Genomic DNA, 12,679 nt, shown 5'->3' on the forward strand with positions numbered 1-12,679 from the left:
ATGCGCGCCATTGCCGGCCTCACCGGTCCCGGCGGGCCCTTCGAGCTCGTCGAGGAGGAGGTCCTCGGGACCCGGCTGCGCGTCCACGCGAACCGGGAGCGCTCGCTGCGTGCGCTGCTGGAGCAGTCCGTCGCCCACGGCGAGCGCGACTACCTGGTCACGATGGAGTCCCGGCTCACCTACGCCGAGCACGCCGAGCAGGTCGCCGCGCTGGCGCACGCGCTGCGCGAGGACCACGGCATCGGCCCCGGCGACCGGGTCGCCATCGCCTCGGCGAACAACCCCGGCTGGATCCTCACCTTCTGGGCCACCGTGTCGATCGGCGCGGTCGCGGTCGCCTACAACGCCTGGTGGACCGAGCGCGAGCTCGCCTACGGCCTGAGCCACACCCGCCCCCAGGTGCTCGTCGTCGACGCCAAGCGCGCGGCGCTCGTGCAGCCCGCCGACGGGCTCACCGTGCTCACGGTCGAGGAGGACCTCCCCCGGCTGGTCGCCAAGCATCGCGGCAGCGCGCTGCCCGAGGCCACGATCGCCGAGGACGACCCGGCGGTGATCATCTACACCTCCGGCACCTCCGGTCGCCCGAAGGGCGCGGTGCACACCCACCGCAACCTGCTCGCCGTCGTGGAGTACCACCGCTACAACGACGCCCTGATGGCGGCCTTCGGCGACCCGACCGACCCCCGCGACCGCAACCACCTGCTGGTGATGCCGCTGTTCCACATCGGCAGCCTGCACAACCTGGTGGTCACCCGCCTCGGGACCGGCAGCAAGATCAGCATGCACCTCGGCGCCTTCGACGTGGACGCCGTGATGCGCCTGGTCGAGCGCGAGCGGGTCACCAACTGGGGCGCGGTGCCGACGATGGCCAAGCGGCTCCTCGAGCACGGCGACCTGGGCCGCTACGACACCTCCTCGCTGACCGCCTTCTCGCTCGCCTCGGCGCCCTCCAGCCCGCAGTTCAAGGACCAGGTGCGCTCGACGCTGCCGTTCGCGGCGTCGCTGGCCGACAGCTACGGCCTCACCGAGTCCTGCACCGCCCTCGCGGTCGCCACCCCGATGGACCTCGCGGAGGCCCCGGGCACCCTTGGGCGCCCGATCATCGGGGTCGAGATCGAGGTCCGCGACCCGATGGGCAACCCGCTGCCGCCCGGTGTCGAGGGCGAGATCTGCGCACGCAGCGTCTACAACATGCTCGGCTACTGGGAGGACCCCGAGGCCACCGCGGCCGCGATCGGTCCGGACCGCTGGCTGCACACCGGCGACCTCGGCCAGCTCGACGAGCAGGGCCGGGTCCGCCTCTCCACGCGGCGCTCGGACCTGATCATCCGCGGCGGTGAGAACGTCTACCCCGCCGAGGTCGAGGGCGTCGTGATGGAGCACCCCGACGTCGCGGAGGCGCTCGTCCTCGGCATCGACCACCACGACCTCGGCCAGGAGGTCGCGGCCGTCGTCGTACGCCGCAGCAAGGACGTCGACGCCGAGACGCTCGAGCAGCAGCTGCGCGAGCACACCGCCACCTCGCTGGCCTACTTCAAGGTGCCGACGCACTGGCGCATCACCGACCAGCCCCTGCCCCGCAACGCGACCGGCAAGGTGGTCCGCGCGCGCGTGCAGGTCTGACCGGGGTCACGACCTCCGGGGTGTCTCGTCGGCTCGGTTGCCCTCGGCGCGAAAGGAACCCTCATGGATCTCCCCCGAATCTTCACCATCCGCGAGAGCGGCCACCGCATCCACGACCCGTTCACCGCGGCCAAGTTCGCCGCCTTGGGCGAGGCGCTCCGCCTACCGGCCGGGTCGAGGGTGCTCGACCTGGCCAGCGGCTCGGGCGAGATGCTCTGCACCTGGGCGCACGACCTGGGCTTCACCGGTACCGGCGTGGACATCAGCACGCTGTTCACCGAACAGGCCCGGGCCCGCGCCGTCGAGCTCGGCGTCGCTGATCAGGTCACCTTCGTCCACGGTGACGCCGCCGGTTACGTCATGGACGAGCCGGTCGATGTGGCCGCATGCGTCGGCGCCACCTGGATCGGGGACGGTGTTGCCGGCACGGTCGAGCTGCTCAGCCGCAGCCTGCGCCCGGGCGGCATCGTGCTGATCGGCGAGCCCTACTGGCGACGGATGCCGGCGAACCAGGCGACCGCAGAGGCCTGCCACGCCACCAGCGTGGCCGACTTCTCGCCCCTGCACGGGCTCATCGAGCAGTTCGGCGCCCTCGGCTACGACGTGGTCGAGATGGTGCTGGCCAACCAGGACGACTGGGACCGATACACCGCGGCCCAGTGGCTCACGATGCGGCGATGGCTCGACCAGAACCCCGACGACGAGCTGGCAACGGAGGTACGGGCCGAACTCACGAGCGAGCCCGCCCGCTACACCCGCTACCTGCGTGAATACCTCGGGTGGGGAGTCTTCGCCCTCATGAAGCGCTGACAGCGACGACACCACCAGAGCCGTCAGGGGCCATGGGTCGCTCTCCAGGGCGCCCCGTCGGGTTCCAGGCGCCGCCACGTCGCTGCTCAGCGGCTTCGTCCACGTCACTCGCGGCTGCTGCGATGGGCGCGTCGACTGCCGCTTCGTCCAGGTCTGAAGGGTCCCCCAGGGAGCGGCCAAGGCCGAGGTCGACGCGCCCGGGGTGCAGCGCGTCGAGCACGAGGATCTGCTCGGGGACCAGGAGAGCCTCGCCCCGGGCTCAACGCCCCGCCGCACCCGCCACCACCGCGCCGGCGCGCGGCACCCGCCAGGCGCAGACGACGACCAGGAGGGCGGCGAGCAGGGTGACCCCGTAGCTCAGCTGGAGCGAGGACAGCGAGGGGTACGTCGCGCCTCCGGCCTCGACCGTGGAGGTGGCCAGCACGATGCTCACCACCGCACCCGAGACCGCGAGGCCCAGGGAGCGCATCAGGGCGTTGACGCCGTTCGCGGCGCCGCTCTCCCCGACCGGGACCGCGGACATCACCAGCTGCGGCAGCGCGCCCATCCCGAACGCCAGGCCGCCGCACATCACGATGCTGGCGAGCGCGAAGTGCCACGGCTCGTCGTGCCAGACCAGCGGCAGCGCGTAGGACAGCGCGGCGAGGCAGCCGGCGACGGCGAGGCTCGCCCGCGCGCCGCGTACGACGATGAAGCGGGCCGCGAGCGGGGCCATCAGCAGCATCGTCAGCCCGCCGGTGCCGATCACGAGGCCGGCGACGACCATGTCGACGCCGAGGCCGTAGCCGGTCGAGGTCGGTGCGTTGAGCATCTGGGGGAAGGCCAGGCCCTGGGGGTACATCGCGAAGCCCAGCGCGAGGGCGGCGAGGTTGGCCCACACCATCGTCGGGCGGGCCGAGACCCGCAGGTCGACCAGCGCGTCGCGGGTGCGCAGCTCGAAGCGGACCCACCAGCCGAGCACCACGACGACGGTCACCGCGAGCCCCACGATGCGCGCGCTCCCCCAGCCCCACTCCGAGCCCCGGGTGACCACGAGGAGCAGCGAGACCAGGACCACCGCGAGCCCGAGCGCGCCCACGAGGTCGAAGCGGCCGGGGGTGGTGACCCGGGAGGGCGGCACCACGAGGAGCACCGCGAGCGCGCACACCGCGCCGAGCGCGCCGACCAGCAGGAACATCATCTGCCAGGAGGCGACCGCGAGGACGAGCGCGCTGAGCGGCATGCCGATCGACCCGCCGATGCCCATCGTCGCGCTCATCACCGCGATGCCGGTGGCCATCTGCCGGGCGGTCAGCTCCTCGCGCATGATGCTGATGCCCAGCGGGATGGTGCCCATCGCCAGGCCCTGGAGCGCCCGGCCGGCGACCATCGGCAGCAGGCTCGAGGACGCCGCGCACAGCAGCGAGCCGAGGACGAGGAAGCCGAGGTTCGCCAGCACGACGCGGCGCTTGCCGACCATGTCGCCGAGCCGCCCGCTCACCGGCGTCGCGACCGCGGCGGCCATCAGCGTCGCGCTCACCACCCAGGTCGCGTCGGCGGCGCTGGTGTCCAGCATCCCGGGCAGCGAGGGCACCAGCGGGAAGATCATCGCCTGCACCAGCGCCACGCAGATCCCGGCCGCGCACAGCACGGTGATCATCGCCCACGGCGCCGGCGCGCGCCGTACCCCTGAAGCGGTGCCGCCCGACGCCCGTCGGGCGCGGGGGCGGGCGCTGCTGGTGCTCACTCCCGGCTCACCGGGGGCGCGGCATCAGGGCGTCGATGAACAGCCCCTCGGTGCTGACCAGCACCTCTCCGTCGCGCTCGATGGTGCCGACGGTCCAGATCTTGCGCCCCTCGACCCGCTCCTGGCGCCCGCGGACGACGAGGTCCTCGTGCAGCGGCACGGGGGCGTGGTAGCGGACGGTGAGGGTGCCGGTCATGCCGGCGGCACCCGCCCAGGCGTTCGCGACGCCGAGGGTGTGGTCGAGCAGCAGCGCGCTGACGCCGCCGTGGACGCAGCCGGGCGGGCCCTGGTAGAGCACCCCGAGCCGGACCGTGCCCGACACCGAGCCGTCCTCCTGGCCGACGAGGTGCAGCGGGGGTGCGAGGGCGTTCTCGGGACCGGTGACCGGGTCGTGGCGGGTGGCGCCCTCGCCGGACCACATGTCCACCATCCGGGTGTCCAGCGCCGGGGTGTGCTGCTCGACCTCCTCGCTCAGCGCGTCGATGCGGCGCGCGACGTCGTCGAGGTCGACCGCGGTGCCGCCCCCGGTGCGCAGCAGCGCCTCCGCGAGACGTCGTACGGCGGCGACGGCGGCGTCCACGCCCTCGTCGAGCGAGGCCGCCGAGCACTCGCGGAAGTCCTCCCCGGCGACCACGTCAGCGCACCCGGGCGGTGGCGTGGGTCAGGACCGGCTGGTCGTCGCGCTCGGGGCAGGTCGCGGAGAGCAGGAGCTCCTGGCCCTCGCGCCACACGGCGGTGCGGATCGTCTCCCCCGGGTGGAGGGAGCCCGAGAAGCGCACCGAGATCGACTCCAGACGGGCGGCGTCCCCGTCGAGGAGGCCGTCGACGATCGCCTTGGCGACGATGCCGTAGGAGGCCAGGCCGTGCAGGATCGGGCGCTCGAACCCGGCGCTCTGCGCGAACGCGGGGTCGATGTGCAGGGGGTTGAGGTCACCGTTGAGCCGGTAGAGCAGCGCCTGGTCGGGGCGGGTCGCGGACTCCAGGACGTGGTCCGGCTCGCGCTCGGGCGCGGCCCAACGGGTCTCCGGTCCGGGCTCTCCGCCGAAGCCGCCCTCGCCGCGGGCGAAGATCTGCATGCGGGTGGTCCACAACGGCTGGTCCTGCTCGTCGCGGGCGTCGTGCTCGAGCACGATGACCGCGGCCTTGCCCTTGTCCCAGACCTCGGCGACCCGGGTGAACTGGCGCGCGCTGCCCTCGGCGGGCAGCGGGCGGTGGACCGTGAGCGCCTGGCCGCCGTGCAGGATCCGGCGCAGGTCGATGTCCATGCCGGGCAGCCGCAGCTCGGGCGCGCTGGCCTCGTCACCGGCGGAGACCCCCTTGCCTGCGACCATCGCGAAGGTGGGCAGCACCTGCAGCCCACGCTCGAAGGTGTAGGCCAGCTCGGGGTCGCTCGCGGCGTCGCGGCCGGCACCCAGCGAGAGGTGGTAGAGCAGCACGTCGCGGGGGGTCCAGGAGATCTCCCGGACCGTGGGCTCCGCGCCCAGCGCGGTCGCGAGGTCGATGGGCACGGCTCAGCCCTCCGCGCGCGCGGAGGAGGCGGCCCCGGCCTCGAGCAGGGGCGCGAGGTTCGGCGTCATGGGGCTACGGCACCACCCCGGGGGCGGCCGGGTCGACCGGTGGTCCCACTGACTGGACCCGCGGCCCGCTCAGCGGGATCGTCCCCGGGGCGCGTGCACCGCTCACTCCTAGGGTCGCCACGACCCGGGGGCCGGGCAGCGCCCGCCCCGACGAGCATCAGAACAGGAGTGTGTCGATGGGCAACACCGACCTCACGGGGCGCACCGCCGTCGTGACCGGAGCGGGTGCCGGGCTGGGCCGCGCCGAGGCACTTGCCCTCGCGGCACGCGGCGCCGACGTCGTCGTCAACGACATGGGCGACGCCGCCGACGACGTGGTCCGCGAGATCGAGGAGCTCGGGTCGCGCGCGCTCGCCGTCAAGGGCGACATCGGCACCTGGGAGATGGGCCAGCAGCTCGTCGACGCCGCCGTCGACACCTTCGGCGGCCTCGACATCGTGGTGAACAACGCCGGCATCACCCGCGACACGATGCTGTTCAACATGTCCGAGCAGCAGTGGGACGACGTCATCCGGGTGCACCTGAAGGGCCACGCCTCGCTGTCCCGAGCGGCCTCCGTGCACTTCCGCGCCGCCTCCAAGGCCGCCGGCGGCCCGGTCTACGGCCGGATCATCAACACCGCCTCCGAGGCGTTCCTCTTCGGTGCACCGGGCCAGTCGAACTACGCCGCCGCCAAGGCCGGCATCGTCGCCCTCACCCTCTCGACCTCGCGCGGGATGGCCCGCTACGGCGTCACCGCCAACGCGATCTGCCCGCGGGCGCGCACCGAGATGACCTCCCGCGTCTTCGCCGAGGACCCGGAGAGCCGCGAGCTCGACATCCTCGCCCCCGAGCGCATCGGCACGTTCGTCTCCTACCTCGCCTCCGAGGCCGCGGCCCGGATCAGCGGCCAGGTCTTCGTGGCGTACGGCGACTTCGTGGCGCTGATGGCGGCCCCGACGGTGGAGCAGAAGTTCACCGCGGCGGACGGCACCTTCTCCGTCGAGGAGCTCGACGAGCAGCTCACGTCGTACTTCGCCGACCGCTCCGAGCACCAGACGTACGCCGCGTACAGCGTGGCGAAGCTGGACACCACCGGCGTGGAGAGCCTCAACGGCTGACGCCGGCGACCCCGGGGGCGGCTCCGGACGGTCAGCGGTCTGCGAACAACAGGCCCGCGGCCATCCGGATGTCGCCCTCGGCCTCGTCCATGCCCATGCGGCCGTTGAGGACCGACACCAGCACGCCGTACCAGCAGTGCACGATCAGGCGCACCCGTCGCTCGTTCTCCTCGGACTCGTCGGCCAGGCCGGCCGTGTCGGCCACGACCTTCTGGAACACCGCGTCGTTGATCGCGGCGGCCGGGGCCGCCGCCATCTGGGCCTGGTTGTTGGCCTGGATCATCGCCAGCGAGAGCTTCGGGCGCCGTGCCATCTCGTGGGTCATCTGCACCAGCAGCGACTCCACCGCCTGGGCCGGCGACGCGCCCTCGGGCAGCGAACCGGTCAGGGAGAACCGCTCGACCTGGTAGTTCATCACCGAGGCGAACAGGTGCGTCTTGGACGGGAAGTAGCGGTAGAGCGTCGCGATGGCGACCCCGGCGGCCTTGGCCACATCGTGCATCTGGACCTGCTCGAGGCCGTGCTCGGCCCCGAGGCGGGACGCGGCTCGCAGGATGCGCCGGTGGCGCTCCTTCTGCTCCGCGGAGCTCGGCTCGGCGGCCGGACGACTCTCTGCGATGCGCGGCACGGGTCCTCTTCCTTCTGCGTCTGGGGCCGACGTGACGGTCGTGGCCGGCGTCCCCGGTCCCACCGATGCTCGGCTGTTGCCGTCGGCAACCGGGTTCGAGGTTACCGGTGAGTGGGACGAGCGCCCTGCGGGCGGCAACCTGTCGCAGCGTTTCGATGAGTGGGACTTCGCCGCGAACCCCGGTGTGGCTGCAACCACACTCGGAGGTCCTCAGATCTGCCGCTCGTGCGGCTCGACACATGAGAACGGAGAAGCGCAATGACCGCAGTCGAGGACGAGGTTCGCCACATCGAGACGGGCCCGGCTCCCACCCGCTACGCCCGAGGCTGGCACTGCCTGGGTCTCATCCGGGACTTCACCGACGGCAAGCCTCACCAGATCAAGGCCTTCGGCCAGAAGCTGGTCGTGTTCGCGGGTGAGGACGGCAACGTCAACGTCCTCGACGCCTACTGCCGCCACATGGGCGGCGACCTGTCCCAGGGCGAGGTCAAGGGCAACGAGATCGCGTGCCCCTTCCACGACTGGCGCTGGGGCGGCGACGGCCGCTGCAAGTCCATCCCCTACGCCCGCCGCGTCCCGCTGCGTGCCCGCACCGCCGCGTGGCCGACGATGGTCCAGGACGGCATGCTCTTCGTGTGGAACGACCCGGAGGGCAACCCGCCGCCGGCCGACGCCGCGATCCCGAAGATCGCCGGCTACGAGGACCCCGAGTGGACCGACTGGGTCTGGTACACCACGACGATCGAGGGCGCGAACTGCCGCGAGATCGTCGACAACGTGGTCGACATGGCGCACTTCTTCTACGTGCACTACTCGTTCCCGACGTACTTCAAGAACATCTTCGAGGGCCACGTCGCCACGCAGATCATGAACGGTGTCGGCCGTGAGGACGTCGCCCGCCCGCAGGCCGCCGGCAGCGACGCCCCCAAGAACAAGGGCACCAGCTCCACCGCGAGCTACTACGGCCCGTCGTTCATGATCGACGACCTGACCTACCACTACGAGGACGGCAACGACGTCCCGTCGGTCCTGATCAACTGCCACTACCCGATCGACGAGAACTCCTTCGTCCTCCAGTACGGCGTGATGGTCAAGAAGCTGCCGGGTCTCGACGACGAGGCCGCGACCGGGATGGCGCGCAAGATGGGCGACTTCATCCGCCTCGGCTTCGAGCAGGACGTCGAGATCTGGCGCAACAAGGCCCGCATCGAGAACCCGCTGCTGTGCGAGGAGGACGGGCCGGTCTACCAGCTGCGTCGCTGGTACGAGCAGTTCTACGTCGACGTCGGCGAGGTGCAGGCCGAGATGACCGACCGCTTCGAGTTCGAGATCGACACCACCAAGCCGAACGCCGCCTGGCGTCGCGAGGTGGAGGAGAACATCGCTCGTCGCAACGCGGCCCAGCAGGAGCAGCCGGTCTGATGGCGGTGCGCCCCGACGTCCGCCTGGACGACGCCCCGATGCAGCCGGTGTCCTGCACCAGCTGCGGGGTGAGCGTCCAGGCCCGCAAGAGCAGCTGGGACCAGACCACGCTGCAGTGGAACGACGCGGCGCTCGAGGCGTGCGTCGAGCGTCGTGCCAGCGTGCCGCGCCCGGGACCGAACGGCGCGACCTTCGTCGGCTGCTTCGCCCTGCGCGACTCGGTGCGCGCTGCCGCCGTCCGTGGTGACCTCGACGTCCTCTCCGACGAACCGCTGCCGTCCAACCCGGCGGCCCTGAACGAAGTGAGCAACGCATGATCGACCCGTCCCGCTACGGCCCGTGGGCCGTCATCGCCGGCGGCTCGGAGGGGGTGGGCGCCTCCTTCGCGCACCAGCTCGCCGACGCCGGGCTCAACCTCGTGCTCCTGGCCCGCAAGCCGGGCCCGCTCGAGGAGACCGCCGAGGCGGTCCGGGCCAAGGGAGTCGAGGTGCGCACCCTCGCGGTCGACCTCATCGACCCCGACTCGGTGAAGCGGATCCAGGAGGCGACCTCGGACATCGAGGTCGGCCTGCTGGTCTACAACGCCGGCGCGAACAGCTACGGCCACGAGTTCGTCACCGGCGAGCTGGACCGGTTCCAGAACGTCATCGACCTCAACATCACCGCCCAGATGGCGCTCGTGCAGCTCTTCGGCGCGCCCATGAAGGAGCGTCGCCGCGGCGGCCTCCTGCTCGTCGGCTCGCTGGCCGGCTTCATGGGCTCCTCGCAGATCAGCGTCTACTCGGCGGTCAAGGCGTTCTGCCGGGTCTTCGCCGAGGGCCTGTGGCTGGAGATGACCGAGTACGACGTGGACGTGCTCGAGTTCATCCTCGGCGTCACCCGCACCCCCGCCATGCAGCGCGCCGGGCTGAACTTCGACATCCCGGGCATGCACGTCTCCGAGCCCGACGACGTCGCCCGCCAGGCGCTGTCGCAGCTCTCGGAGGGCCCCGTGCAGGTCGCCGCCGGCAACGAGCGCCTCGTCGAGATCCGCAGCGGCCACGACCGCTCGGCCCTCCTGCGCGGCGCGCTCGAGCAGTCCCGCAAGCTCCTCCCGCCCCCGACCGAGTAGTCCCCGGGCACCCGCAGCAACCGCGAGCCGGCCATCCCCCAGGGGGTGGCCGGCTCTCGTCGTACTGGTCGAGTCGAGACTTCTGACGCTCGAGTCGAGGGTTGTGACGCTCGAGTCGAGACTTCTGGACCGGTACGCCGCCACGAGCGCCGACTCGGCGCACCACAAGGGCCGACTCGACGCACCACAAGCGCCGACTCGGCGAGAAGCACGAGAGCCGGCCCGCGCGAAGGGTGCGCGGGCCGGCTCTGGTGGTGCGTGGTGCGTGGTGCTGGGGTGCGGGGGGCTCAGGTGGCGGCGGCGCTGCGGCCGGCGCGGCGGCCGAAGAACGTGCCGTCGCCCAGGGAGGTGCCGGAGACGTAGCCGCCGCCGTGGACGCCGGAGGTGGCGCGCCCCGCGGCGTACAGGCCGGGGACCGGCTCACCCGCCACGGACAGGACCTGGCCGTCGACGTCGGTGTGCAGGCCGCCGAGGGTGAAGCCGCGGAAGCCGGTGTTCTCCTGACCGGTGGTGGTGCCGAAGCCCGCCCGCGGGTCGACCGCGGCGAACGGCCCGGTGAGCGGGCGCAGCCAGCGCGCGTTCTTGTGGAAGTACGGGTCCTCCCCGCGCGCGGCGTGCTCGTTGTACGCCGCGACCGTGTCGCGCAGCGAGCCCGGCGGCATGCCGAGCTCCTCCTCGAGCTCCTCGAGGGTCTCCGCGGCGTGCGAGGGGCGCACCCCCCACAGGTCGTGCGCGGGGATGGACTCCAGGCCCTCCTCGTCGATGATCACCCAGCACGGACCCGGCTGGTGCAGGGCCGCGTGGCTGTAGACGCCGGGGTAGACGTCCTCGTTGACGAAGCGCCGGCCGAGGGCGTTGACGAGCATGCCGCGCACCGCCATCACCGGCAGCGCCGTGTAGGCGACCTCGACGGCGCCCATCCGGCGCGTCGCGGCGCCGAGCGCGGCGGCCATCTCGATCCCGCTGCCGTCGTCCAGGCCGTCGCTGACCTTGTCGTGACCGATCAGCTCGGGGGCGTGCTGCTCCAGCATCCGCTCGTTGTCCACGAACCCGCCGGTGCTCAGCACGACGCCGCGCCGGGCCAGGTAGGTGACGTCCTCACCGAAGCGGCGAGCGGTGACGCCCACGACCCGGCCGCTGTCGTCGACCACCAGCGCGGTCGCGCGGTTGTCGGTGTGGGTCTCCACTCCCGCCTCCGCGCAGGTGGCGGTGAGCCGCTCCATCAGCAGCCAGCCGCCGAAGCCCTCGGCCGAGGGCCGGTGGCCGCGCGGCACCGGGCGGGCGACCTGGTCGTAGGGCCAGGCGTTCTCCCCCAGCCACATCAGCCCGTCCCGCGTCGGCGGCATCCAGCTCGGGACCTGGTAGAGGCTCTCCTCGAAGGTGATGCCGAGGGAGCAGAACCAGTCGTAGTGCTCGAGGCTGCCGTCGCAGTACAGCCGCAGCTTCTCCTCGTCGGCGTGCGGGCCGAGCGCGGCGCGCAGGTAGGCGAACATGTTGTCCGCGTCGTCGTCGAACCCGACGGCCTTCTGCACCGGGGTGCCGCCGCCGAGGTAGAGCTCGCCGCCGGACTGCGCCGAGGAGCCGCCCGCGCCGCTGGCGCGCTCGAGGACGACCACCTCGGCACCGGTACGCCGCGCCTCCAGCGCCGCGGCCCCGCCCGCGCAGCCGAAGCCGACGACCAGGATGTCGGTCTCGTGGTCGACCTGGGGGAGGTCGGCGAGACGCACCGGAGCGGTCATGCCGGCGGAGGGGTGAAGGCGGCGAGCGGCTCGGAGCCGGCCCAGTCGTGGCCCCAGTAGCTGTCCGCGGTGATCTCCTCCGCGGTGTAGTGGTCCTCGTCGACCAGCATGCCCTCGCAGCCGTACTCGAGGTCCCAGCCACCGGGCGCCCGCACGTAGAACGACACCATCTTGTCGTTGGTGTGGCGGCCCAGCGTGGAGGAGACCGAGAAGCCGTGCTTGTTGACCTTGTCCAGGGCACGGCCGACGGCGTCGAGGTCGCTGACCTCCATCATCAGGTGCACCAGGCCGGGCGCCTCGCCGTGCGGGGCGGGGCAGACGGCCAGGCTGTGGTGGCGCTGGTTGACGCCCATGAAGCGCACCCGGCGCGCCGGCGAGACACCGGGCGGGGTCACGCGGATCGCGCCGCGCGGCAGGAAGCCGAGCACCTCGGTGTAGAACGCGACGGTCTCGTCGGGGTTGGTCGTCGGCAGCACGACGTGGCCCATGCCCTGCGCGCCGGTGACGAAGGTGTTGCCGTGCGAGGTGAGCACCGGGCTGTGGTCGAGCACCGGGCCGAAGAACACCTCGGTCGGGGTGCCGGCGGGGTCGTCGAAGCGGATGCCGGCCTCGAAGCGGCGCAGCTCGCACTCCTCCTGGGAGAGGACCTTGACCGCGGTGCCGGCGGCCTCGACGGCGCGGCCGACGGCGGCGAGCGCGAACTGGTCGCGGACCTCCCAGCCGACGGCGAGCACGCGGTCGGTGTCACCGGGCACGACGACGAGGCGCGCGGCGCGCTCGTCCATGCGCAGGTGGAGCCCGTCCGCCTCGGGGCCGGTGGTCTCCTGGAGGCCGAGGCACTCCACGGTCAGCTCGCGCCACCGCGGGATGTCCTGGCTCTGCACCTTCAGGTAGCCGAGTCCTCGGATCTGCGTCATCTCTCCTCTTTCCTGGCTGGCTTCGG

The 12,679-nt window shown here is 72.3% G+C and carries 12 protein-coding genes; 6 read left to right on the forward strand and 6 right to left on the reverse strand.

Annotated features, from left to right (window positions below):
• Positions 1 to 1,623, forward strand: coding sequence for a class I adenylate-forming enzyme family protein (locus HOQ23_RS18015; RefSeq protein WP_216654399.1), 1,623 nt, complete (start codon positions 1 to 3; stop codon positions 1,621 to 1,623).
• Between the two features lie 63 nt (positions 1,624 to 1,686).
• On the forward strand, positions 1,687 to 2,433 hold the full coding sequence (locus HOQ23_RS18020; RefSeq protein ID WP_172216451.1) for a cyclopropane-fatty-acyl-phospholipid synthase family protein: 747 nt from the start codon (positions 1,687 to 1,689) through the stop codon (positions 2,431 to 2,433).
• A 259-nt stretch (positions 2,434 to 2,692) separates the two neighbouring features.
• On the opposite strand, the gene HOQ23_RS18025 is transcribed toward HOQ23_RS18020, so the two are convergent.
• The 3 genes from HOQ23_RS18025 to HOQ23_RS18035 are packed head-to-tail and all read right to left on the reverse strand — an operon-like array spanning position 2,693 to position 5,667.
• Complete coding sequence (locus HOQ23_RS18025) at positions 2,693 to 4,159, reverse strand: MFS transporter (RefSeq protein WP_172216453.1); 1,467 nt, start codon at positions 4,157 to 4,159, stop codon at positions 2,693 to 2,695.
• Between the two features lie 7 nt (positions 4,160 to 4,166).
• The gene (locus HOQ23_RS18030) at positions 4,167 to 4,793 is read right to left on the reverse strand and encodes a PaaI family thioesterase (protein WP_172216454.1); all 627 of its coding nucleotides are present in this window, start codon (positions 4,791 to 4,793) and stop codon (positions 4,167 to 4,169) included.
• Position 4,794: 1 nt separating this feature from the next.
• The gene (locus tag HOQ23_RS18035) at positions 4,795 to 5,667 is read right to left on the reverse strand and encodes a MaoC/PaaZ C-terminal domain-containing protein (RefSeq protein WP_172216455.1); all 873 of its coding nucleotides are present in this window, start codon (positions 5,665 to 5,667) and stop codon (positions 4,795 to 4,797) included.
• A 245-nt stretch (positions 5,668 to 5,912) separates the two neighbouring features.
• On the opposite strand from HOQ23_RS18035, the gene HOQ23_RS18040 reads away from it, so the two are divergent.
• Entirely contained in the window at positions 5,913 to 6,836 is a 924-nt protein-coding gene (locus HOQ23_RS18040) for an SDR family NAD(P)-dependent oxidoreductase (RefSeq protein ID WP_172216456.1), read from the forward strand.
• A gap of 31 nt (positions 6,837 to 6,867) precedes the next feature.
• On the opposite strand, the gene HOQ23_RS21340 is transcribed toward HOQ23_RS18040, so the two are convergent.
• On the reverse strand, positions 6,868 to 7,464 hold the full coding sequence (locus HOQ23_RS21340) for a TetR family transcriptional regulator (RefSeq protein WP_172216457.1): 597 nt from the start codon (positions 7,462 to 7,464) through the stop codon (positions 6,868 to 6,870).
• Between the two features lie 258 nt (positions 7,465 to 7,722).
• Here HOQ23_RS21340 and HOQ23_RS18050 point away from each other — a divergent pair, with 258 nt between their 5' ends.
• The 3 genes from HOQ23_RS18050 to HOQ23_RS18060 are packed head-to-tail and all read left to right on the forward strand — an operon-like array spanning position 7,723 to position 9,997.
• Complete coding sequence (locus HOQ23_RS18050) at positions 7,723 to 8,886, forward strand: Rieske 2Fe-2S domain-containing protein (RefSeq protein ID WP_172216458.1); 1,164 nt, start codon at positions 7,723 to 7,725, stop codon at positions 8,884 to 8,886.
• The gene (locus tag HOQ23_RS18055) at positions 8,886 to 9,203 is read left to right on the forward strand and encodes a ferredoxin (protein WP_172216459.1); all 318 of its coding nucleotides are present in this window, start codon (positions 8,886 to 8,888) and stop codon (positions 9,201 to 9,203) included. The genes HOQ23_RS18050 and HOQ23_RS18055 overlap by 1 nt, the downstream gene beginning before the upstream one ends.
• Positions 9,200 to 9,997 carry an SDR family oxidoreductase gene (locus tag HOQ23_RS18060; RefSeq protein WP_172216460.1) on the forward strand — a complete coding sequence of 266 codons (798 nt, stop codon included), beginning with the start codon at positions 9,200 to 9,202 and terminating at the stop codon, positions 9,995 to 9,997. Before HOQ23_RS18055 ends, HOQ23_RS18060 begins: the two co-directional genes overlap by 4 nt.
• Before the next feature lie 287 nt (positions 9,998 to 10,284).
• Here HOQ23_RS18060 and HOQ23_RS18065 read toward each other — a convergent pair whose 3' ends face one another.
• Entirely contained in the window at positions 10,285 to 11,736 is a 1,452-nt protein-coding gene (locus tag HOQ23_RS18065; RefSeq protein ID WP_172216461.1) for an FAD-dependent oxidoreductase, read from the reverse strand.
• Positions 11,733 to 12,653: a VOC family protein gene (locus tag HOQ23_RS18070; RefSeq protein ID WP_172216462.1), complete on the reverse strand. Its 921-nt coding sequence runs from the start codon at positions 12,651 to 12,653 to the stop codon at positions 11,733 to 11,735. Before HOQ23_RS18070 ends, HOQ23_RS18065 begins: the two co-directional genes overlap by 4 nt.
• Between the last annotated feature and the right edge of the window lie 26 nt (positions 12,654 to 12,679).

The organism is Nocardioides sp. zg-DK7169, assembly GCF_013155365.1.
Lineage (GTDB): Bacteria > Actinomycetota > Actinomycetes > Propionibacteriales > Nocardioidaceae > Nocardioides.

Excerpts from the sequence above, each read along its gene's own strand:
- HOQ23_RS18015 (WP_216654399.1), top strand. The coding sequence starts at position 1 with ATGCGCGCCATTGCCGGCCTCACCGGTCCCGGCGGGCCCTTCGAGCTC.
- HOQ23_RS18020 (WP_172216451.1), top strand. The coding sequence starts at position 1,687 with ATGGATCTCCCCCGAATCTTCACCATCCGCGAGAGCGGCCACCGCATC.
- HOQ23_RS18040 (WP_172216456.1), top strand. The coding sequence starts at position 5,913 with ATGGGCAACACCGACCTCACGGGGCGCACCGCCGTCGTGACCGGAGCG.
- HOQ23_RS18050 (WP_172216458.1), top strand. The coding sequence starts at position 7,723 with ATGACCGCAGTCGAGGACGAGGTTCGCCACATCGAGACGGGCCCGGCT.
- HOQ23_RS18055 (WP_172216459.1), top strand. The coding sequence starts at position 8,886 with ATGGCGGTGCGCCCCGACGTCCGCCTGGACGACGCCCCGATGCAGCCG.
- HOQ23_RS18060 (WP_172216460.1), top strand. The coding sequence starts at position 9,200 with ATGATCGACCCGTCCCGCTACGGCCCGTGGGCCGTCATCGCCGGCGGC.
- HOQ23_RS18065 (WP_172216461.1), bottom strand. The coding sequence starts at position 11,736 with ATGACCGCTCCGGTGCGTCTCGCCGACCTCCCCCAGGTCGACCACGAG.
- HOQ23_RS18070 (WP_172216462.1), bottom strand. The coding sequence starts at position 12,653 with ATGACGCAGATCCGAGGACTCGGCTACCTGAAGGTGCAGAGCCAGGAC.